Below are 19,551 nucleotides of genomic sequence, written 5' to 3'. Positions count from 1 at the left end.
ATGAGCGCATACAAAATAGAAGCCGGCACAGCCCAGCACATCGGAAACCGGTCTCAACAAAACGACCGGGTGGCCCTGTTCACGGCCGCCCAGGCCCCCGGCTATGTGATGGCCGTGCTAGCCGATGGCAACACCAGCGCCATCGGCTCGGACCAGGTGCTGTTGACCAGCAAACACCTGTTCGACGAAATGCGGGTCGGCGACACCCCCAGCATCCCGCGCCTGCAGGAGCTGATGCGCGCCATCGCCGAGGAAGCGCACCAGGTCATCAAGATGAATCCCATCGCCAAGACCGCCGAGCCGCAAAGCGCGCTGGCGCTGATGGTGCTCACGCCGGCCGGCCAAGCGGTGTGGGCCCATGTCGGCGATGCCCGGGTGTACCGCTTCGCCGGCGAGACCTGCGCCATGCGCAGCAACGACGGCGCCTATATCGAGCACCTGGTCAAGCACGACAATCTGCCGCTGGAAGCGGCGAGAAAACATCGCAACTCCAAGCTGCTCAACAACGCGCTGGGCAACAGCTTCAAGTCGCCCTTCGTCACGGTGGGCTACCACGATGGCTTGCAGGCGGGCGATGCCTTCCTGCTGTGCTCGGACGGACTGTGGCAATTGTTCAAGGATACGGAACTGGCGGCTGTGATCGCGCGCAACACCCCGCGCCAGGCGGCCGAACGCCTGATCAGCAAGGCCGGCGAACGCGCCCAGGGCAAGGGCGACAACTGCTCCATGGCCATCATCAAGCTGGTCGAGCAGCCCAAGGAAATCCCCAACTACACCATCCAGAAAATGCGCCGCGCGATCTAATGCCAAGCATGTCGCTCCCGCGAAAGCGGGAACCCATGGAACGCATCCCGGACAAACTCGGCATGGATTCCCGCCTGCGCGGGAATGACGATGACGCGCGGTTACTGTTTCTTGGCCGAGGCCGCCGCAGCGGCGGCTTCGGCAGCGGCGGCTTTCTTCTTCTCGGACTCCTCATGCACGGCGCGCCGGGCGTCGCTGTCGGCCTTCTTCTTCGCCACCTCGGCCTGGCGCTTTTCCGATTCGGCCTTTTTCTTCTCGAACGCGACGACATTGGCGGCACGCTTGCCGGCGTCGGACGCATCCTGCGCCTCCTGACGCTTGACCTTGGCCGCATGCTCGGCCTCGCGGTCCACCACCTTGCCGCCGTTCGGCGCCGGGCGCGGCGTGTCGTCCACGACCTTGGGTTCCTTCAGCGGCTGGGTCGCGCGCTGCGCGGCCTCGTCCGCATCCTTGCGGGCGCGCTCGGCCAGGTCGGCATCGCGCTTCTCGACCGAATCGGCGCGCTTGAAATGCTCGGCCTCCACCTCGGTGGCGCGCAGCCTGGCCAGCGCGGCGCGGCGCTTTTCCTTGGCCTGGTCCAGGCAGTGATTGACGAAGAACTTGGTGTAGCACACGCGCTCGCTCGCGGCGAACTCCTCGTGGACGGCGGCCCGGTCCTTGTACACCTGGGCCAGCGTGGCATTGGCCTGCTCGACCGAGCGGGTCTGCTGCGCGGCGGCCGGCTGCTGCTCGGTGGTCCGGGCTTGCACCGGCGCGGCCAGCACCGCCAGGGCCGCCAGCGCGGCGACTGCGATCATCTCGCCCAGCGGTTTCAAACTTGGTCTCATATTTTTTTCCTGTTGCGTCACGCCAGCGCGCCGGCCGCTGCGCGCTGCTCTTTATCCATGTACTCGCGCGATTGCATCTCGACGATGCGCGATACCGTGCGGTGAAATTCGTTGGCCAGCGTGCCGTTGGTGTACAGCTCTTCCGGCTCCACCTCGGCCGACATCAGCAGCTTGACGCCCTGGTCGTAGAACACGTCGATCAGCCAGGTAAAGCGCCGCGCCTCCGACGACATCGCGGCCGACATCATCGGAATCCCGGACAATATCACGGTATGGAAGCGGCTGGCGATTTCCAGGTAATCGTTCTGCGAGCGGGGACCGCCGCACAGGGTGTTGAAATCGAACCAGATGATGGTGCCGGCGCGGCGCAGCGCGCGGATCTCGCGCGCCTCGATGCGCACCACCGGATCCTCGTCGGCGGTCTCGGCGATGCTGGCGTAGGCCTCGCGCAGCGCGCGGTCGGTGTTGGCGTTGAGCGGCGTCAGGTAGGAATCGACCTGCTCCAGCGCGCGGCCGCGGTAGTCGACGCCGGCGTCGATGTTCATCACGTCCAGCTTGTCGTACAGCAGCGCGATGGTCGGCAGGATGCGGTCGCGGTGCAGGCCGTCCGGGTACAGCAGCTTCGGATCGTAGTTCGAGGTCATGATGAAGGACACGCCGTTCTCGAACAGTGCGCTCAACAGGTTGTACATGATCATGGCGTCGGCCACGTCCGAGATGTGGAACTCGTCGAAGCAGATCAGCCGGTATTTCTTGGCGATGCGCTTGGCCACCTCGTCCAGCGGATTGGCGACGCCGGTCAGCTCGTCGAGCTGGCGGTGCACGCCGCGCATGAACTCGTGGAAGTGCAGGCGCGTCTTGCGCACCAGCGGCACCACCGAGTAGAAGCTGTCCATCAGGAAGGACTTGCCGCGCCCCACTCCCCCCCACATGTACACGCCCTTCGGCACGTCGGGACGATTGATCAGCCGCTTGAAGGTGCTGGAACGCTGGCCCTTGTAGGCCACCCATTCGTCATAGCACAGCTGCAGGCGGTCGACCGCGCGGCGCTGGGCGGCATCGGCCTTGAAATTGCGCTCTTGCAGCGCATGCTGATAAAACTCTTCGACGTTCATGTGTTCGATTCTTTGTGGCGGCGCGCAAATAAAAACGGGCGGACCGCAGTCCGCCCGCAGTCCGCTTAGGGGTGCTGCTTAGAAGTTCAGCGTGCGCTTGTCGATCGCCAGCGCGGCTTCCTTGGTCGCTTCCGACAGCGACGGGTGTGCGTGGCAGATACGCGCGATGTCTTCAGCCGAAGCCTTGAACTCCATCGCCACCACCGCTTCGGAGATCAGCTCGGAAGCCATCGGTCCGATGATGTGCACGCCCAGGATTTCGTCGGTGGCCGCGTCGGCCAGGAACTTGACCATGCCCGAGGTGTCGCCCAGCGCGCGTGCGCGGCCGTTCGCCAGGAACGGGAAGGTGCCGGCCTTGTAGGCCACGCCGTCCGCCTTCAGCTGCTGCTCGGTGCGGCCTACCCACGCGATTTCCGGCGAGGTGTAGATGACCCAAGGGATGGTGTTGAAGTTGGTGTGGCCGTGCTGGCCAGCCATGCGCTCCGCAACAGCAACGCCTTCTTCTTCCGCCTTGTGCGCCAGCATCGGGCCGCGTACCACGTCGCCCACTGCCCAGACGCCTGGCAGGTTGGTCTTGCAGTCGTCGTCGACCGCCACGAAGCCGCGCTCGTCGAGCTTCAGGCCGACCTTGTCGGCGGCCAGGCCGTCGGTGTTCGGGGTGCGGCCGATCGAGATGATCAGCTTGTCGAACACGGCGGTCTGCGCTTCGCCCTTGGCGTTTTCGTAGGCCACGGTGACGTTGTTGGCGCCCTTGGTGATGGTGCCGATCTTGCAGCCCAGGTTGATGTTCAGGCCTTGCTTGGCGAACAGCTTGCCGGCTTCCTTGGCGATCTGCTCATCGACCGCGCCCAGGAACACAGGCAGGCCTTCCAGCACGGTCACTTCGGAACCCAGGCGGCGCCATACGGAACCCATTTCCAGGCCGATCACGCCGGCGCCGATCACGCCCAGCTTGGCAGGCACGCCTTCGATGGACAGTGCGCCGGTGTTCGACAGGATCAGTTTCTCGTCGAACTCCGCGCCTGGCAGTGCGCGTGCGTTGGAGCCGGTGGCGATGATGACTTGCTTGGCGTTGATGGTCTCGTTGGCAGGCGCGGAGATCGTCAGCGGATAGCCGTCAGCGGTGGCGGCGCCGGCGAAGGCTGCGCGGCCGTGGAAGAAGGTGACCTTGTTTTTCTTGAACAGGAACAGGATGCCGTCGTTGTTCTGCTTCACAACGGTGTTCTTGCGCTTGAGCATTTGCGGCAGGTTCAGCGACAGGCCGGCGACATCGATGCCGTGTTCCTTGAACGCGTGACCGGCGTGCTCGAAGTGCTCCGACGATTGCAGCAGCGCTTTCGACGGGATGCAGCCTACGTTGGTGCAAGTGCCGCCAGGGGCCGGGCCGCCCTTTTCATTTTCCCATGCGTCGACGCAAGCGACCGAGAAACCCAGCTGCGCTGCGCGGATCGCCGCGATGTAACCGCCAGGACCGGCGCCGATGACTACTACGTCAAATTGTTTACTCATTTTTTATTTTCCAATCAGTTCTCTTCTGGTACGAAAATCCATAGCAGAATGTAGATGGCGAGTCCGAAGCCAAAGGTCAGCACAAACAGGACGAACAGCAGACGCCAGATCCAGGCCTCAACGCCGGTGACCTGCCCGAGGCCGCCGCATACGCCACCGAGCCAGCGGTCGGTGCGCGAGCGGCGCAATCGGGTGATGTCGTTGGAGACGCCCGATGGGGCTTCCTTGTCCAGCAACCGGGCCTTGGCAGCGGCGAACTCCTCGTCCGACAGCGCGCCAGCCTGGTGCAGTTCGTGCAAACGCTTGATTTCTTCAGATACGCTCATTAGTGATCCTCTGAGATGAGACCCGCAAGCCGCCTGGGGTCTGACCCCGTACGGGGTCAGACCCCGAACTGCCGGGGTCGACAAGCCTTATAACTTACAGGTCCAGCAGCAGACGTGCCGGATCTTCCAGCGCCTCTTTCATCGCGACCAGGCCCAGCACGGCTTCGCGGCCGTCGATGATGCGGTGGTCGTAGGACATTGCCAGGTAGTTCATCGGACGGATCACGATCTGGCCGTTTTCAACCACGGCGCGGTCCTTGGTGGCGTGCACGCCCAGGATGGCCGATTGTGGCGGGTTGATGATCGGGGTCGACAGCATGGAGCCGAAGGTGCCGCCGTTCGAGATCGAGAAGGTGCCGCCGGTCAGGTCGTCCAGGGTCAGCTTGCCGTCCTTGGCTTTGGCGCCGAATTCGCCGATTTTCTTTTCGATGTCGGCGATCGACATCTGGTCGGCGTTGCGCAGGATAGGCACGACCAGGCCGCGTGGCGAACCGACCGCGATACCGATGTCGAAGTAGCCGTGGTAGACGATGTCGTTGCCGTCAACCGATGCGTTGATGATCGGGTACTTTTTCAGCGCGGCCACAGCGGCCTTGACGAAGAAGGACATGAAGCCCAGCTTGACGCCGTGCTCTTTCTCGAACTTGTCCTTGTACTTGTTGCGCAGTTCCATGACCGGCGCCATGTTCACTTCATTGAACGTGGTCAGGATGGCGTTGGTCGATTGCGATTGGATCAGACGCTCGGCGATACGTGCGCGCAGACGGCTCATTGGCACGCGCTCTTCCGGACGCTCGCCCAGGTTGGCAGCCGAAGGAGCGGCAACTTGCTGCAGTGCTGGCTTGGCGGCGGCTGGCGCCAGTGGCGCAACGGCTGGAGCCTTGGCGCCGGCGGCCAGGGCGTCGCCCTTGGTCACGCGGCCGTCTTTGCCCGAACCGGCGACATCGCCAGCGCTCAGGCCTTTTTCCGACAGGATCTTGGCGGCTGCAGGCATGGCCACGTCGCCTTTCGAACCGCCGGTGGCGGCTGCGGCGGCTGGCGCTGCTGCAGGTGCTGCTGCTGCGGCTGGAGCTGCAACGGCGGCGGCGCCGTCGGTGTCGATGATAGCGATCAGTTCGTCAGCAACCACGGTGCTGCCGTCGCCCTTGATGATCTTGACCAGAACACCCGCGGCTGGCGCCGGCAGTTCCAGAACGACTTTATCGGTTTCGATGTCAATCAGGTTTTCGTCGCGGGCGACTGCCTCGCCGACTTTTTTATGCCAGGTCAGCATGGTTGCTTCTGCTACCGATTCCGACAGCTGGGGGACTTTGACTTCGATTTGTGCCATGTAAAACTCCGTATATTTTATTGTTGCGGCGCCCCGCCGCGTAGCAGCAGGGCGCTCCGTCAAGTAAGTGCGATTATTTGGTCAGGATGAAACCTTTGAGCTTCGAGAACGCCGTCTCCAGCAGGTCTTTTTGCTGGGCGTAGTGCTTGTCGTAGTAGCCGACAGCCGGCGATGCCGACGCTGGGCGGCCGGCGTATGCCAGGCGCTGACCAGCGTCCATGCTCTCGAAGATGTTGTGCTGAATCTGGAACCATGGACCCTGATTCTGCGGCTCGTCCTGCGCCCACACTACTTCCGCCAGGTTCGGGAACTTCTTCAGTTCGGCAGCGAACGATTTGTGCGGGAACGGATACAGCTGCTCGACGCGGATGATGGCGGTGTCGGTCTGGCCACGGGTCTTGCGTGCGTTGACCAGGTCGTAGTAGACCTTGCCCGAGCAGGCGATCACGCGCTTGACTTTCTTGGCGTCGATTTTCTCGTCGACTTCGCCGATCACGGTCTGGAACGCGCCTTTGGCCAGCTCGTTCAGCGAGGAACCCGCATCCTTGTTACGCAGCAGCGACTTAGGCGTCAGGATCACCAGCGGCTTACGGAACTGACGCACCATCTGGCGACGCAGCACGTGGAAGATCTGCGACGCGGTGGTCGGCTGCACCACTTGCATATTGTTGTCGGCGCACAGCTGCAGGAAACGCTCCGGACGCGCGGACGAGTGCTCAGGACCCTGGCCTTCGTAACCGTGCGGCAGCATCATGACCAGGCCCGAAGCGCGGCCCCACTTCACTTCGCCGGAGCTGATGAACTGGTCGATGACCACTTGCGCGCCGTTGACGAAGTCGCCGAACTGGGCTTCCCAGATCGTCAGCGTGTTTGGCTCGGCGGTCGAGTAGCCGTATTCGAAGCCCAGTACCGCCTCTTCGGACAACACGGAGTCGATCACGGTGAACGGTGCCTGGCCTTCGGCGATGTTCTGCAGCGGCACGTAGGTGCCTGCATCCCAACGCTCGCGGTTCTGATCGTGCAGCACGGCGTGACGGTGCACGAAGGTGCCGCGGCCGGCGTCCTGGCCGGTAAGGCGCACTGCGTAGCCCGAAGCGACCAGCGATGCGTAGGCCAGGTGTTCGCCCATGCCCCAGTCCAGGTTCAGTTCGCCCTTGCCCATGTTGGCGCGGTCGCCCAGTACTTTCTCGACCAGCGAGTGCACTTTGAAGTTTTCCGGCACGGTGGTGATGCGGGTGGCCAGGCGCTTCAGCTCGGTCATCGGCACGGCGGTGTCGGCCGAGTCGGTCCACTTGCGGTTCAGGAACGGCAGCCAGTCGACCGCGTACTTGTTCTTGAAGTTGGAGATCACTGGATCGACGGTGTGCTTGCCGGCGTCCATCGCGTCGCGGAAGGCCGCTTGCATCTGCTCGCCGCCATCGGCTGCGATCACGGTCTGCGCCACCAGCTTGTCCGCGTACAGCTTGCGGGTGCCCGGGTGGGTGCCGATTTTCTTGTACATCAGCGGCTGGGTCAGCGCTGGCGTATCTTGTTCGTTGTGACCCAGTTTGCGGTAGCAGATGATGTCGACAACGATATCCTTCTGGAACTGCAGACGGTAGTCCATGGCGATCTGCGAAGCCAGAACCACGGCTTCAGGATCGTCGGCGTTCACGTGCAGCACCGGTGCTTCGATCATCTTGACGACGTCCGAGCAGTAGATGGTCGAACGCGCATCGCGCGGGTCGGAGGTGGTGAAGCCGATCTGGTTGTTGATGACGATGTGCACCGTGCCGCCCGTGCCGTAGCCGCGGGTCTGCGCCAGGTTCAGGGTTTCCATCACAACGCCCTGGCCTGCGAACGCGGCGTCGCCGTGCACCAGGATAGGCAGCACTTGCTTGCCCAGGGTGTCGCCGCGACGGTCCATGCGCGCCTTGACCGAACCCTCAACCACAGGGTTGACGATTTCCAGGTGCGACGGGTTGAACGCCAGCGACAGGTGGACCGGGCCGCCTGCGGTCGAGATGTCCGACGAGAAGCCCTGGTGGTATTTGACGTCGCCGGCTGGCAGGTCGTCGCCGTGCTTGCCTTCGAATTCTTCGAACAGTTCCTTGGGCGACTTGCCCAGGGTGTTGACCAGCACGTTCAGGCGGCCGCGGTGGGCCATGCCGATAACGATCTCCTGCACGCCTTTTTCGCCGGCGCGCTGAATGATTTCATCGATCGAGGCGATGAAGGTTTCGCCGCCTTCCAGCGAAAAGCGCTTCTGGCCGACGTACTTGGTGTGGAGGTAGCGTTCCAGGCCTTCGGCCGCGGTCAGGCGTTCCAGGATGTGCTTTTTCTTCTCGGGCGTGAAGTTCGGGGTCGAACGGATCGACTCCAGGCGCTCCTGCAGCCAGCGCTTTTCGGCCGGATCGGAGATGTACATATACTCTGCGCCGATCGAACGGGTGTAGGTGTCGCGCAGGAAGTTCAGCAGGTCGCGCAGGGTCGCGGTCTCAGGGCCGAAGTAGGTGTTGCTGATGTTGAACACGGTGTCCATGTCCGCATCGGTGAAGCCGTAGAAGGTCGGGTCCAGTTCTGGGATGGACGGACGTTCCTGGCGCTGCAGCGGATCCAGGTTGGCCCAGCGGGAACCCAGGTAGCGGTAGGCGGCGATCAGCTGGGTCGCGGCGACGCGCTTGCGGCCCATTTCAGCGTCGGCGGAGGCCACCACGGTACGGATCGGGCCGGCTTTCGCGCGTTCGGCGAAGGAGGCGATGACCGAAGCGTGGGCGACGTCTGGCTTATTGGTACCGTCGACGGCCGGCACGTGCTGCATGGCGTCGAAGTAGGCGCGCCAGTTGTCTGGCACGGAACCTGGGTTGTTGAGGTACGCCTCGTACAGTTCTTCGACGTACGGTGCGTTCCCACCAAACAGGTAGGAATTGGACGTATATTGTTGCATCATCTTGCTCACCTTTCTTCGCGCTTCGCGAGGAATTAGCGGGTTAATCTAACCTTCCGCGACACGGCCTGACCGGTTAGCGGATTGCACATCAAGTTGTGGGGAAGGGCTATAGTTCTTCAGGTAGTACAAAATCGGACAATCAGAATAGCACCGGTATTGTATCCCAACAACCAATTCCGCGACAAAAAGCGTAACAAATGTTTCGGTATTAATTTTCGCCTAAGCCGCATGGTTGCGCGGTTCCCACACAACGTTTCCATATTTTCAACGGCTTGGGGGCCGTGACCGTAGGCGGTAGAATAGCGCTTTCCCTCACCTCCCCGCCCTCATGCACACCCTAGAGCAGCTACGCGCAGGCCAACTGGCCGGCATCCAGCGCCTGCAAATGTCCAGCGGCCTCACCGAGTTCCCACAAGAGATATTCGACCTGGCCGACACGCTGGAGATCCTGGATTTATCGGGCAACGCCCTGTCCACGCTGCCGGACGACCTGCCGCGCCTGCACAAATTGCGCGTGATTTTCTGTTCCGCCAACCGGTTCACGACGCTGCCGGCGGTGCTGGGCGACTGCCCTGCGCTGACGATGATCGGCTTCAAAAGCAACCAGATACGCGAAGTTCCGGCCGCCGCGCTGCCGCCGAAGCTGCGCTGGCTGATCCTGACCGACAACCAGGTCGAGGAACTGCCCGTCGCCATCGGCCGTTGCACGCAACTGCAAAAACTGATGCTGGCGGGGAACCGGCTGTGCGCCCTGCCGCCCGAACTGGCCGCCTGCTCGCGGCTGGAATTGCTGCGCATCGCGGCCAACCGGCTGGCCGCGCTGCCGGCCTGGCTGCTCGACATGCCGCGCCTGTCCTGGCTGGCCTACGCGGGCAATCCCTTCTGCGAGGCCGATGAAGTGGCGGCCGACGCCGGCGCCGGCATCGCCGGCATCGGCTGGGATCAGTTGCGGCTTCAACAAAAACTGGGCGAAGGCGCTTCCGGCGTGATCCACCAGGCCGCGCTGCGGCAGGCCAGCGGCGAACTGGCCGTGGCGGTCAAGATGTTCAAGGGCGCCGTCACCAGCGACGGCCTGCCGCGCTGCGAGATGACCGCCTGCGTCAGCTCGGGCCAGCATCCCAACCTGATCCCGGTACTGGGCGAGGTGCTGGAGCACCCGGACGGCGCCAATGGCTGCGTGATGCCGCTGATCGATCCGGACTTCGGCAACCTGGCCGGCCCGCCCAGCCTGGACAGCTGCACCCGCGACACCTACCCGGCCGGCAAGCGTTTCAGTCCGGCGGAATTGTTCGGCATCGCGGGCGGCATCGCCTCGGCCGCGCGGCATTTGCATGAGCGCGGCATCATGCACGGCGACCTGTACGGCCACAACATCCTGCACTGCGGCCAGGGCCGCAGCCTGCTGGGCGACTTCGGCGCGGCCTCGCTGTTCGCGCCGGACGCGCCGCACGCGGGCGGGCTGCAGCGGCTGGAAGTGCGGGCCTTCGGCCTGCTGCTCGATGAGCTGTTGGCGCGTTGCGAGCTGCCGGTCGCGCAGCAGTCGGCGTTGGCGGAACTGCAAGCGGCCTGCGTCGTGGAAAATCCCGCCGCCCGGCCGTCGCTGGCGGACGTGGAGCGCCGCATCGCCGCCCTCCATGCCTGACAGCGCTCAGCGCGGCGCCGCGTGCGCCAGCCAGGCCGGGGCGCCGGCGAACCAGTCCAGCAGAAAGTCCAGCATCGCCCGCAGCGCTGGCGACATGTGCTGGCGCGAGGTGTAGATGCCGTAGATGCCCATCTGCTGCGGCGCGTAATCCGGCAACAACGCCACCAGCCGGCCTTCGGCGATCAGCGGCGCGGCGCTGTACAGGGGCTGCAGCGCGATGCCTGCGCCCTGCTCGGCCGCCTTCAGCAAAATCAAATCCTCGTTGGCCGACAGGTTGCCGCTGACCGGCACCGACACCGCCTCGCCATCGCGGTCCGTGAACTGCCACAGGCTCTTGCCGAAGTAGGTGTAGGTCAGGCAGTTGTGCACGGCCAGGTCCTCGGCCCGCAGCGGCGTGCCGCGTTCGGCCAGGTAGGACGGCGCCGCGCACACCACCGAATCGCACCAGCCCAGCTGGCGCGCGATCAGGTTGGGCTCCAGCGCGTTGGTGATGCGCAGCGCCAGGTCGATGCGCTGCTCGACCAGGTTGACGGCGCGGTTGTTCATCTGCAGGTCGACCGCCGTGCGCGGGTAGCGCTTCAGGAAGGCCGTGACGGCGATCGCCAGCGCGGCCTGCGCCAGCGATTGCGAGCAGGTGATGCGCAGCAGGCCTTGCGGCGTGTCGGCGTCGGCGCCGCTGCCCACTTCCATCGCCTCGGCCAGCTCCAGCAGGCGGCGGCAGCGCGCCAGCGTCAGGTCGCCGGCGTCGGTCAGGCTCAGGCGGCGCGTGCTCCGGTGCAGCAGGCGGGCGCCGGCCCACTCCTCCATCTCGGCCAGATAGCGCGTCACCATGGCGCGCGACATGTCCAGCGCCTCGGCCGCCGCGATCATGCTGCCGCGTTCGGCGATGCTGACGAAAACCTGCGCTGCTACGATCCTGTCCATCGATTCATCCGATTTATGCAATTAACAGATGCAGATTACCGTATTTTTCTATCGGATAAAGAAATTTAAGATGGCGTCACTCCAACTTCACACGAAAGACCATCATGATCAAGCACAGCCTGTTGTCCGCCGCCCTCGCCACCACCGTTGCCGGCGCCACCGCCGCACCGCTGACCCTGGAAGTGTTCAATCCGGGCGAAGCGGCCATCTTCCCGGTCGCTTCGGTGATCGTCAGCGGCGCCAAGGATGCGGTGCTGATCGACGCCCAGTTCTCGCGCGGCGAAGCGCTCAAGCTGGTCGAGCAGATCCGCGCCGGCGGCAAGCACCTGACCACCGTCTATGTCAGCCACAGCGACCCGGACTTCTATTTCGGCCTGGACGTGATCCACGCCGCCTTCCCGGATGCGAAGATCGTCGCCACGCCGCAAACCATCGCCGGCATCGAGAAGAAGAAGGATGCCAAGGTGGCGTTCTGGGGCCCTATCCTGAAGGACAACGCGCCGCAGAGCATTATCGTGCCGCAGCCGCTGCAGGGCGACACCATCAAGCTGGAAGGCCAGACCTTGAAGATCGAAGGCCTGAAAGGCGCGACGCCGGAGCGCAGCTATGTGTGGATTCCGTCGATCAAGGCGGTGGTGGGCGGCGTGGTGCTGTTCAACGAGCTGCACGTGTGGACCGCCGACACGCAGACGGCCGAGTCGCGCAAGCAGTGGCTGGCAACGCTGGACGACATCGCCGCGCTGAAGCCGGCCACCGTCGTGCCGGGCCACTTCAAAGTTGGCGCGGCGCTGACGCCGGACAGCATCGCCTACACCCGCGACTACCTGGTGCGCTTCGAAGCCGAGACCGCCAAGGCCGCCAACTCGGCCGCGCTGATCGCCCGCATGAAGGAGCTGTATCCGAACGCCGGCCTGAACGCCGCGCTCGACACCAGCGCCAAGGTCGCCAAGGGTGAAATGAAGTGGTAAGAAGGCAGAACTAGACAAATGCATCTAGATATTTTATTCTAGATGCATTGTCCTGGAATCCGCCTTCATCATGAGCACAGTCCCACCCAAGCCGACCCCGTCCGAACTGGAAATGCTGCGTCTGCTATGGCAAAGCGGGCCGGCGACCGCCAAGCAGGTGCACCAGGCGGCGGTGGAGGCGCGTCCCGACATGAACTACGCGACGGTGCTGCGGCTGCTGCAAGTGATGCACACCAAGGGCCTGCTGACCCGCGACGAAAGCCAGCGTGCGCATGTGTATGCGCCAGCGCAGGAACAGGATTCGCTGCAAACCAATCTGTTGAAGGATCTGATCCAGAAAGCCTTCTCCGGCTCCGGCAAGGCGCTGGTGCTGGCCGCGCTGCGCGGCGGCCACGTCAGCAAGAAGGAACGCGAGGAAATCCAGGCATTGCTGGATCAGGAAAAATAAACCGGGGGTCAAGTCTGACATTCGGACACAGGCTCAACCATAATCGCCTCCCAAAGGCTGAGGTCGTGTCCGAATGTCAGACTTGACCCTCAGTTGATCAACTACAATGAGGCCCCATTCATCGGAGCCTTACCCATGATCAGCCGCTTCAACCATTGGCCCGAGCGCCCTCACCCCGTTATCGCCGTCATGCTCGCGCTGGCGATCTGCGCGGTGCCCGTCCTGTTGCCGCATTTCCGCGTGCAGGATCTGGTGGCCAATCTGTTTGCCTATTTCGCTTGCTGCATCGTGGTCTATCCGATCGCGGCGCTGCTGCGGCGCCGGGTCACCAGCCTGCCGTCGATCTGGGCGATCGTCGTGGTGCTCTTGCTGGGAGCGTGCCTGTATCACACCAACATCATCGCGGAAACCGCCAACCTGCCTTGGCCACAGCGCCAGCCGGTCGTCATCAGCAAGTTCCTATTCAACCTGCCGCAGGCGACGCTGGGCGTGATCGCGTGGTGGCTGCTGGTGGTGCGGCCCGACCGGCGCAACACCCAATCCGAAACCGACGCATAAAAAAACGGGCCGAAGCCCGTTTTTTTGTGTGCTGCAACGACCGGCGATTAACGCTGGTCCAGCGGCTTGACTTCGCGGGTCGTCGAACCGACGAACAGCTGACGTGGACGGCCAATCTTCTGTTCCGGATCGGCGATCATTTCGTTCCACTGGGCGATCCAGCCGATGGTGCGGGCCATGGCGAAGATACCGGTGAACAGCGACACTGGAATGCCCAGCGCCGATTGCACGATGCCCGAGTAGAAGTCGACGTTCGGGTACAGCTTGCGCGAAACGAAGTACTCGTCGTTCAGTGCAATCTTTTCCAGTTCCATCGCCAGCTTGAACAGCGGGTCGTCTTGCAGGCCCAGTTCGTTCAGCACTTCGTAGCAGGTTTCGCGCATCAGTTTTGCACGTGGGTCGAAGTTCTTGTACACGCGGTGACCGAAGCCCATCAGCTTGACGCCGGAGTTCTTGTCTTTCACTTGCGCGATGAACTCAGGGATCTTGTCGACGGTGCCGATTTCCTTGAGCATGTTCAGTGCCGCTTCGTTGGCGCCGCCGTGGGCAGGGCCCCACAGGCAGGCGATACCGGCAGCGATACAGGCGAACGGGTTGGCACCCGACGAACCGGCCAGACGCACGGTCGAGGTCGACGCGTTCTGCTCGTGGTCCGCGTGCAGGATCAGGATGCGGTCCAGCGCGCGCACCAGCACGTCGTTGACCTTGTATTCTTCGCATGGATTGCCGAACATCATGCGCATGAAGTTGGCGCTGTACGACAGGTCGTTGCGTGGGTACACGAACGGCTGGCCGATCGAGTATTTGTAAGCCATCGCCACCAGGGTAGGCATCTTGGCGATCAGGCGGATGGCCGACACTTCACGGTGCTTGGCATCGTTGATGTCCAGCGAGTCGTGGTAGAACGAGGCCAGCGCGCCGACGGTGCCGACCAGCACCGACATCGGGTGCGCGTCGCGACGGAAACCGCGGAAGAAGAATTGCATCTGCTCGTGGACCATGGTGTGCTTGGTCACGGTCTCGACGAACTGGGCCTTCTCGACCTTGTTCGGCAGTTCGCCGTTCAGCAGCAGGTAGCACGATTCCATGAAGTCGGCGTTCACGGCCAGCTGTTCGATCGGGTAGCCGCGGTACAGCAGCTCGCCCTTGTCGCCGTCGATGTAGGTGATCGACGAGTTGCATGCCGCGGTCGACATGAAGCCTGGATCATAGGTGAACTTGCCGGTGCCGGCGTACAGTTTGCGGATGTCGATCACGTCAGGACCAACGGTGCCCTTGTAGATCGGGAATTCTACCGACGGGCTGCCATCGGAAAACGACAGGGTAGCTTTGTTATCAGAGGTGTTCATGGACTCTTCCTTCTTGGAGAGATGCGGCAAATAAAAAAAACGAAACTTTTCTGGGTGTGTCTTTACGCCAGACGCAGTCGCTGCAACAGTGCGCGCACATGCGGCAGATCGACCTCGCCTTCCGGCTCCTTGCGGGCCAGTACCAGATCCATCAGGGCATTGTCCGACAAATCGAGGAGCCGCGTGAATGCGTCCACTTCTTCGTCGGTCAATTCGGTTTCATGCGCATCGAGAAAACGGGTCAGGATGATGTCGTTTTCCAGCAGGCCCCGGCGGGAGCGCCACCGCAGGCGCGCTCGGTTGGCGGGGTCGGCCTGATGCGCTGAGCTGTTCGGTTCAGTCATATGGATGTGCTACTTTATATGAAAACGGGCGACGAGGCCGCCGCCCGTGCGGTGCCGCTTAGATCGCGCGGCGTACCATCAATTCCTTGATCTTGCCGATCGCCTTGTTCGGGTTCAGACCCTTAGGGCAAACGTCGACGCAGTTCATGATCGAGTGGCAGCGGAACAGGCGGTACGGGTCTTCCAGGTTGTCCAGGCGCGCGCCGGTGGCTTCGTCGCGCGAGTCGGCGATGAAGCGGTAGGCTTGCAGCAGGCCGGCAGGACCGACGAACTTGTCCGGGTTCCACCAGAACGACGGGCACGACGTCGAGCAGCAGGCGCACAGGATGCACTCGTACAGGCCGTCGAGCTCTTCGCGCTCGGTCGGGGATTGCAGGCGTTCTTTTTCAGGACGGATCGAATCGTTGATCAGGTATGGCTTGATCGAATCGTACTGCTTGAAGAACTGGGTCATGTCGACGATCAGGTCGCGGATCACCGGCAGGCCTGGCAGCGGACGCAGCACGATAGGCTCGGTCAGCTCGTTCAGGTTGGTGGTGCAGGCCAGGCCGTTCTTGCCGTTGATGTTCATCGCGTCCGAACCGCACACGCCTTCGCGGCACGAGCGGCGCAGGGCCAGCGAGTCGTCGACGTCGGACTTGATGCGCTGCAGCGCGTCGAGCAGCATCTTGTCGGTGTCCTTCAGCTCAACCGTCACGTCCTGCATGTACGGCTTGGCGTCCTGGTCCGGATCGTAACGATAAATTTTCAGTTTGAGAGTGCGTGCCATGTTCTAGCCCTTAGAAAGTACGTGGTTTCGGTTTGAAGGTATCAACCGTCAATGGCTTGGTAACGACCGCTTTGTATTCCAGTCGGTTGCCTTCCGAATACCACAGGGTGTGCTTCATCCAGTTGTCGTCGTCGCGCTGCGGATAATCGTTGTGGGCGTGGGCGCCGCGCGATTCCTTGCGGGCCACGGCCGACGTGATGGTCGCTTTCGCGGTTTCGATCAGGTTGTCCAGCTCCAGCGCTTCGACGCGCGCGGTGTTGAACACCTTGGACTTGTCCTTGAACGAGACGTGCTTGCGGCGCTCGTCGAGCACCATGATTTCCTTGGCGCCCTGGGCCATCATCTCTTCGGTACGGAACACGCCGCAGTACTTCTGCATCGTGGCGCGGATGTCGTTGGCGACGCCCTGCACTTTTTCCGAGCCGGTCGAGGTTTCCAGCTTGTTCAGGCGGTTCATGGCGAAATCGGCGGCGTCCTTCGGCAGCGGCTTGTTTTCCTTCTGCTTCAGGTTCGAGGCCACCACGTGGTTGCCGGCCGCGCGACCGAACACCACCAGGTCCAGCAGCGAGTTGGTGCCCAGGCGGTTGGCGCCGTGCACCGAGACGCAGGCGCATTCGCCGATCGCGTACAGGCCGTTGACGACCTTCTGCGTGCCGTCGCCGTTAGGCGTGACGACCTGGCCGTGGATGTTGGTTGGAATGCCGCCCATCTGGTAGTGGATGGTCGGCACGACAGGGATCGGTTCCTTGGTGGCGTCGACGTTGGCGAACTTGTGGCCGATTTCCAGGATCGACGGCAGACGCTTGGCGATGGTCTCGGCGCCGATGTGGCGCAGGTCCAGCATCACGTGGTCCTTGTTCGGACCGCAGCCGCGGCCTTCCTTGATCTCCTGGTCCATCGAACGGGACACGAAGTCGCGCGGCGCCAGATCCTTCAGCGTCGGCGCGTAGCGTTCCATGAAGCGCTCGCCTTCGGAGTTGATCAGGATACCGCCCTCGCCGCGCACACCTTCGGTGATCAGCACGCCGGCGCCGGCCACGCCGGTCGGGTGGAACTGCCAGAATTCCATGTCCTGCAGCGGCAGGCCGGCGCGTGCCGCCATGCCCATGCCGTCGCCGGTGTTGATGAAGGCGTTGGTCGATGCGGCGAAGATGCGGCCTGCGCCGCCGGTGGCGAAGATGGTGGTCTTCGCTTCCAGGATCATCGTTTCGCCGGTTTCCATTTCCAGCGCGACCACGCCGACCACGTCGCCTTCGGCGTCGCGGATGATGTCGAGCGCCATCCACTCGACGAAGAAGTGGGTGCGGGCGCGGACGTTGCGCTGGTACAGCGTGTGCAGCAGTGCGTGGCCGGTACGGTCGGCCGCGGCGCAGGCGCGCTGCACGGCTTTCTCGCCGAAGTTGGCGGTGTGGCCGCCGAACGGACGCTGGTAGATGGTGCCGTCAGGGTTGCGGTCGAACGGCATGCCGAAGTGTTCCAGCTCGTAGACGACCTTCGGTGCTTCGCGGCACATGAATTCGATGGCGTCCTGGTCGCCCAGGTAGTCGCCGCCCTTGACGGTGTCAAACATGTGCCAGAACCAGTTGTCCTCGGCCATGTTGCCCAGCGAGGCGCCGATGCCGCCCTGCGCCGCCACAGTGTGCGAGCGGGTCGGGAACACTTTCGACAGCACCGCCACGTTCAGACCGGCTTCAGCCAGTTGCAGGGATGCGCGCATGCCGGAGCCGCCGGCGCCAACGATTACCGCGTCAAAGCGGCGGGTAGGGATTGCAGATTTGATAGCTGCCACGATTACACACTCCAGAGTATCTGTACCGACCAAACGGCACAAGCGACCAACCACAGGATGGTGGCGATTTGCAGGGTCAGGCGAAGGCCGACGGCTTTGACGTAGTCCATCCAGATGTCGCGCACGCCGATCCAGGCGTGGAAGAACAGGCCGAACAGGGTGACGGCGCTGATCAGCTTGAACCATTGCTGGGCGAACAGACCGGCCCAGCCTTCATACGTGAAGTTCTGGCCGGTGAGGAAGGAAATCAGCAGGATGGCGGTGTACACCACCATCATCACGGCGGTTACGCGCTGTGCCAGCCAGTCGCGCATGCCGTAGCCGGCGCCGACGACGAGACGCTTAGGTCCGATGTTATTGTTGGCCATCTCAGAATACTCCAAACAGTTTGAGGGCGACCACCGCGGTCAGCGCCAGGCTGACCACCAGTACGGAGGCGGCGGACTTGCGGGCGGAATCCTTGTCCAGGCCGATGTGGGCATCCATCACCAGGTGGCGCACGCCGGCGCAGAAGTGCTGCATATAGCCCCACACCAGGGCCAGGATGATCAGCTTGACCAGCGGGTAGGACACTATCCCCTGGTAGTAGGCGAAGGAGATCTCGGAGCGCAAGCTCTGCTCCAGCAGATAGAGCACGAAAGGCAGCAGCGCAAACATCAGGAAACCGCTGATGCGGTGCAGGATGGAGACGACGCCGGCCAAAGGCAAGCGGTAGTTGGACAATTCGGTAACATGAATGTTACGGAACTCCGGCCGTTCTTTTTTGGGGACTTCCCTTACGGCTTCTGACATAACAAGACCTCCTAAGCTTAAACAAAAATATCGAGACTGCGATTTTCGCCGATTTTCGCACTCATAACCAATATCTATTGTTACATATAACCAAAATAGTGTTTGGCAACACTATGCGACGGCTACTTTCCGTAGCTCAACGTATTATCAGCGCAACAAGGCTACCGGCGTATGACGGCGCCCTGCTTGCGCTGCCTGAAGCGCGTTTCCAGATGCTTCAGGGTCTCCCTAATCCTCAGCTAACTAAGTTCATTGTGATAATGATGACGCTCCGTGGAGTACAACCCACGGCGCAATTCCACGGCCTTGTCGCCATACGTGAACGACACGCGCTCGGACGCCAGCAGGGGCGTATTGACGGGAATATGCAGCAGTGCGGCATCCTCGGCGCCGGCGCAGACGGCGCGGATCTTCTCCGTCGCGCGTATCATGCGGGTGCCGAACTCGGATTCGAACAGGCCGTACATCGGCCCCTTGTATTCCACCAGGCGCTCGGCGGTCAGCCCCTTGAAGGTCACGCCCGGCAACCACAGCTCTTCGACGATGGTGGGCAGGCTGTTGAAGGACTGCACGCGCTTGATGAAGATGACGGCGTCGCCGGATTTCAGGTCGAGCAGGCGCGCCACGTCGGCGGGCGCGCGCATGCGCTTGACTTCGATGAATTTGCTTTCGGGGTAGTGCGGCACGCCCTCGTCGGGCATCAGGCGCAGGAAGCGGAAATGGGCGCGCGCCTCGTGGTGGGTGGACACGAAGGTGCCCTTGCCCTGCTTGCGCATCACCAGGTTTTCCGCCGCCAGTTCGTCGATGGCCTTGCGCACCGTGCCCTGGCTGACCTTGAAGCGGTTGGCCAGCTCCACCTCGCTGGGGATCAACTCGCCCGGCTTCCACTCGCCCGATTGCAGGCTTTGCGTGATGAGCGCCTTGATTTGCTGGTACAGTGGCGAGAAAGTCGGCGACGGCGCGGCCGCGGAGCCCGCAGACGGTCCGGCAGCCCCGCCGCTGCTGGTGTTGGAATTGCTGTTCGGATTGGGCGGGACGGAATTCATAGACCAAGATTTCACCACAAATGCCCGGTGCCGTCCAGCAAAAACAAGCAATAACTTATCTGTCTTATATAAGACATAAGAT

General features: G+C 62.8%; 19 protein-coding genes. 5 read left to right on the top strand and 14 right to left on the bottom strand.

Annotation, left to right across the window (positions count from 1 at the left end; genetic code table 11):
• Nucleotides 1–804, top strand: coding sequence for a PP2C family protein-serine/threonine phosphatase (locus ACEN9O_RS17435; protein ID WP_495613116.1), 804 nt, complete (start codon nucleotides 1–3; stop codon nucleotides 802–804).
• 101 nt (nucleotides 805–905) lie between these two features.
• On the opposite strand, the gene ACEN9O_RS17430 is transcribed toward ACEN9O_RS17435, so the two are convergent.
• The 6 genes from ACEN9O_RS17430 to ACEN9O_RS17405 all read right to left on the bottom strand — a co-directional run bounded on the left by ACEN9O_RS17430 (nucleotide 906) and on the right by ACEN9O_RS17405 (nucleotide 8,840).
• Nucleotides 906–1,631 (bottom strand): hypothetical protein, encoded by a 726-nt coding sequence (locus ACEN9O_RS17430; protein ID WP_495613115.1) that lies wholly within the window; start codon nucleotides 1,629–1,631, stop codon nucleotides 906–908.
• Nucleotides 1,632–1,648: 17 nt separating this feature from the next.
• Nucleotides 1,649–2,746, bottom strand: coding sequence for a cell division protein ZapE (gene zapE / locus ACEN9O_RS17425; protein WP_495613114.1), 1,098 nt, complete (start codon nucleotides 2,744–2,746; stop codon nucleotides 1,649–1,651).
• A 78-nt stretch (nucleotides 2,747–2,824) separates the two neighbouring features.
• Nucleotides 2,825–4,255 (bottom strand): dihydrolipoyl dehydrogenase, encoded by a 1,431-nt coding sequence (gene lpdA, locus ACEN9O_RS17420; protein ID WP_495613113.1) that lies wholly within the window; start codon nucleotides 4,253–4,255, stop codon nucleotides 2,825–2,827.
• A 14-nt stretch (nucleotides 4,256–4,269) separates the two neighbouring features.
• Nucleotides 4,270–4,581, bottom strand: a complete 312-nt coding sequence (locus ACEN9O_RS17415; protein WP_495613112.1) for a PspC domain-containing protein — start codon at nucleotides 4,579–4,581, stop codon at nucleotides 4,270–4,272.
• Between the two features lie 94 nt (nucleotides 4,582–4,675).
• Nucleotides 4,676–5,911 carry a 2-oxoglutarate dehydrogenase complex dihydrolipoyllysine-residue succinyltransferase gene (gene odhB / locus ACEN9O_RS17410; protein WP_495613111.1) on the bottom strand — a complete coding sequence of 412 codons (1,236 nt, stop codon included), beginning with the start codon at nucleotides 5,909–5,911 and terminating at the stop codon, nucleotides 4,676–4,678.
• Between the two features lie 73 nt (nucleotides 5,912–5,984).
• Nucleotides 5,985–8,840: a 2-oxoglutarate dehydrogenase E1 component gene (locus ACEN9O_RS17405; protein WP_495613110.1), complete on the bottom strand. Its 2,856-nt coding sequence runs from the start codon at nucleotides 8,838–8,840 to the stop codon at nucleotides 5,985–5,987.
• A gap of 328 nt (nucleotides 8,841–9,168) precedes the next feature.
• On the opposite strand from ACEN9O_RS17405, the gene ACEN9O_RS17400 reads away from it, so the two are divergent.
• The gene (locus tag ACEN9O_RS17400; protein WP_495613109.1) at nucleotides 9,169–10,482 is read left to right on the top strand and encodes a leucine-rich repeat-containing protein kinase family protein; all 1,314 of its coding nucleotides are present in this window, start codon (nucleotides 9,169–9,171) and stop codon (nucleotides 10,480–10,482) included.
• Nucleotides 10,483–10,488: 6 nt separating this feature from the next.
• Here the strand turns inward: ACEN9O_RS17400 and ACEN9O_RS17395 are convergent, their stop codons facing one another.
• Nucleotides 10,489–11,406 carry a LysR family transcriptional regulator gene (locus ACEN9O_RS17395; protein ID WP_495613108.1) on the bottom strand — a complete coding sequence of 306 codons (918 nt, stop codon included), beginning with the start codon at nucleotides 11,404–11,406 and terminating at the stop codon, nucleotides 10,489–10,491.
• A 104-nt stretch (nucleotides 11,407–11,510) separates the two neighbouring features.
• On the opposite strand from ACEN9O_RS17395, the gene ACEN9O_RS17390 reads away from it, so the two are divergent.
• The 3 genes from ACEN9O_RS17390 to ACEN9O_RS17380 all read left to right on the top strand — a co-directional run bounded on the left by ACEN9O_RS17390 (nucleotide 11,511) and on the right by ACEN9O_RS17380 (nucleotide 13,380).
• The gene (locus ACEN9O_RS17390) at nucleotides 11,511–12,374 is read left to right on the top strand and encodes an MBL fold metallo-hydrolase (RefSeq protein ID WP_495613107.1); all 864 of its coding nucleotides are present in this window, start codon (nucleotides 11,511–11,513) and stop codon (nucleotides 12,372–12,374) included.
• Between the two features lie 70 nt (nucleotides 12,375–12,444).
• Nucleotides 12,445–12,822: a BlaI/MecI/CopY family transcriptional regulator gene (locus ACEN9O_RS17385; RefSeq protein ID WP_495613106.1), complete on the top strand. Its 378-nt coding sequence runs from the start codon at nucleotides 12,445–12,447 to the stop codon at nucleotides 12,820–12,822.
• Nucleotides 12,823–12,957: 135 nt separating this feature from the next.
• Nucleotides 12,958–13,380 (top strand): hypothetical protein, encoded by a 423-nt coding sequence (locus tag ACEN9O_RS17380; RefSeq protein WP_495613105.1) that lies wholly within the window; start codon nucleotides 12,958–12,960, stop codon nucleotides 13,378–13,380.
• A 47-nt stretch (nucleotides 13,381–13,427) separates the two neighbouring features.
• Here ACEN9O_RS17380 and gltA read toward each other — a convergent pair whose 3' ends face one another.
• From gltA to ACEN9O_RS17345, 7 genes are all read right to left on the bottom strand, one after another.
• Complete coding sequence (gene gltA / locus ACEN9O_RS17375) at nucleotides 13,428–14,729, bottom strand: citrate synthase (protein ID WP_117015781.1); 1,302 nt, start codon at nucleotides 14,727–14,729, stop codon at nucleotides 13,428–13,430.
• A gap of 62 nt (nucleotides 14,730–14,791) precedes the next feature.
• A complete protein-coding gene (locus ACEN9O_RS17370) occupies nucleotides 14,792–15,073 on the bottom strand; it encodes an FAD assembly factor SdhE (RefSeq protein WP_161083432.1) in 282 nt (93 codons plus the stop codon).
• A 58-nt stretch (nucleotides 15,074–15,131) separates the two neighbouring features.
• On the bottom strand, nucleotides 15,132–15,842 hold the full coding sequence (locus ACEN9O_RS17365; protein WP_090314620.1) for a succinate dehydrogenase iron-sulfur subunit: 711 nt from the start codon (nucleotides 15,840–15,842) through the stop codon (nucleotides 15,132–15,134).
• A 10-nt stretch (nucleotides 15,843–15,852) separates the two neighbouring features.
• Complete coding sequence (gene sdhA / locus ACEN9O_RS17360) at nucleotides 15,853–17,631, bottom strand: succinate dehydrogenase flavoprotein subunit (RefSeq protein ID WP_495613104.1); 1,779 nt, start codon at nucleotides 17,629–17,631, stop codon at nucleotides 15,853–15,855.
• 2 nt (nucleotides 17,632–17,633) lie between these two features.
• Entirely contained in the window at nucleotides 17,634–17,999 is a 366-nt protein-coding gene (gene sdhD, locus ACEN9O_RS17355; RefSeq protein ID WP_495613103.1) for a succinate dehydrogenase, hydrophobic membrane anchor protein, read from the bottom strand.
• Nucleotide 18,000: 1 nt separating this feature from the next.
• Nucleotides 18,001–18,423, bottom strand: coding sequence for a succinate dehydrogenase, cytochrome b556 subunit (sdhC, locus tag ACEN9O_RS17350; RefSeq protein ID WP_495613102.1), 423 nt, complete (start codon nucleotides 18,421–18,423; stop codon nucleotides 18,001–18,003).
• A gap of 239 nt (nucleotides 18,424–18,662) precedes the next feature.
• Nucleotides 18,663–19,469 (bottom strand): GntR family transcriptional regulator, encoded by an 807-nt coding sequence (locus tag ACEN9O_RS17345; RefSeq protein ID WP_495613101.1) that lies wholly within the window; start codon nucleotides 19,467–19,469, stop codon nucleotides 18,663–18,665.
• Between the last annotated feature and the right edge of the window lie 82 nt (nucleotides 19,470–19,551).

Source organism: Duganella sp. Dugasp78 (genome assembly GCF_059491455.1).
The sequence above is the reverse complement of the archived record's forward strand: the minus strand, read 5'-3'. Positions and strand labels throughout refer to the sequence as shown.

Bases quoted from the DNA above. Each gene is read 5' to 3' on its own strand.
- ACEN9O_RS17435 (WP_495613116.1), top strand. From the start codon at position 1: ATGAGCGCATACAAAATAGAAGCCGGCACAGCCCAGCACATCGGAAAC.
- ACEN9O_RS17430 (WP_495613115.1), bottom strand. From the start codon at position 1,631: ATGAGACCAAGTTTGAAACCGCTGGGCGAGATGATCGCAGTCGCCGCG.
- zapE (WP_495613114.1), bottom strand. From the start codon at position 2,746: ATGAACGTCGAAGAGTTTTATCAGCATGCGCTGCAAGAGCGCAATTTC.
- lpdA (WP_495613113.1), bottom strand. From the start codon at position 4,255: ATGAGTAAACAATTTGACGTAGTAGTCATCGGCGCCGGTCCTGGCGGT.
- ACEN9O_RS17415 (WP_495613112.1), bottom strand. From the start codon at position 4,581: ATGAGCGTATCTGAAGAAATCAAGCGTTTGCACGAACTGCACCAGGCT.
- odhB (WP_495613111.1), bottom strand. From the start codon at position 5,911: ATGGCACAAATCGAAGTCAAAGTCCCCCAGCTGTCGGAATCGGTAGCA.
- ACEN9O_RS17405 (WP_495613110.1), bottom strand. From the start codon at position 8,840: ATGATGCAACAATATACGTCCAATTCCTACCTGTTTGGTGGGAACGCA.
- ACEN9O_RS17400 (WP_495613109.1), top strand. From the start codon at position 9,169: ATGCACACCCTAGAGCAGCTACGCGCAGGCCAACTGGCCGGCATCCAG.
- ACEN9O_RS17395 (WP_495613108.1), bottom strand. From the start codon at position 11,406: ATGGACAGGATCGTAGCAGCGCAGGTTTTCGTCAGCATCGCCGAACGC.
- ACEN9O_RS17390 (WP_495613107.1), top strand. From the start codon at position 11,511: ATGATCAAGCACAGCCTGTTGTCCGCCGCCCTCGCCACCACCGTTGCC.
- ACEN9O_RS17385 (WP_495613106.1), top strand. From the start codon at position 12,445: ATGAGCACAGTCCCACCCAAGCCGACCCCGTCCGAACTGGAAATGCTG.
- ACEN9O_RS17380 (WP_495613105.1), top strand. From the start codon at position 12,958: ATGATCAGCCGCTTCAACCATTGGCCCGAGCGCCCTCACCCCGTTATC.
- gltA (WP_117015781.1), bottom strand. From the start codon at position 14,729: ATGAACACCTCTGATAACAAAGCTACCCTGTCGTTTTCCGATGGCAGC.
- ACEN9O_RS17370 (WP_161083432.1), bottom strand. From the start codon at position 15,073: ATGACTGAACCGAACAGCTCAGCGCATCAGGCCGACCCCGCCAACCGA.
- ACEN9O_RS17365 (WP_090314620.1), bottom strand. From the start codon at position 15,842: ATGGCACGCACTCTCAAACTGAAAATTTATCGTTACGATCCGGACCAG.
- sdhD (WP_495613103.1), bottom strand. From the start codon at position 17,999: ATGGCCAACAATAACATCGGACCTAAGCGTCTCGTCGTCGGCGCCGGC.
- sdhC (WP_495613102.1), bottom strand. From the start codon at position 18,423: ATGTCAGAAGCCGTAAGGGAAGTCCCCAAAAAAGAACGGCCGGAGTTC.
- ACEN9O_RS17345 (WP_495613101.1), bottom strand. From the start codon at position 19,469: ATGAATTCCGTCCCGCCCAATCCGAACAGCAATTCCAACACCAGCAGC.